Source organism: Streptomyces sp. NRRL S-350 (assembly GCF_000719705.1).
GTDB lineage: Bacteria > Actinomycetota > Actinomycetes > Streptomycetales > Streptomycetaceae > Kitasatospora.
Window position 1 is genome coordinate 1 of the sequence record NZ_JOHO01000215.1, and the last position, 346, is coordinate 346.

Consider the following 346-nt stretch of genomic DNA (forward strand, 5'->3'; position numbering starts at 1 on the left):
CCCTGGTCCCCACCCGCGACCACACCATCGCCGAGCGGTCGAAGAACTACAGGTACTCCACCAACCACCAGGTCGTCATCGACGCCGACACCCGCCTGGCGTCGTGGTTGGCCGGCCTCTCGCCGGGAACCGCAACGACTGTAAGGCGTGGGAGGAATCCGGAGCCAAGGCCGCCGTCGGCAAGACGCTCACGATTGCCGACGGCTGCTATCCAGGCACCGGACTCGTCATCCCGCACCGCCGAGACCGCGGCCAGAGCGAACTCCCAGGCTGGAAAGAGGAACACAACAAGTCCCACAAGCAGGTCCGAGCCCGCGTTGAGCACGTCTTCGCCCGTATGAAGACG

At 65.9% G+C, this 346-nt stretch carries 1 pseudogene; it reads left to right on the plus strand.

The features are described 5' to 3' along the window. Positions 1-346, plus strand: a pseudogene (locus tag IF30_RS46200) (transposase); the annotation flags it as partial.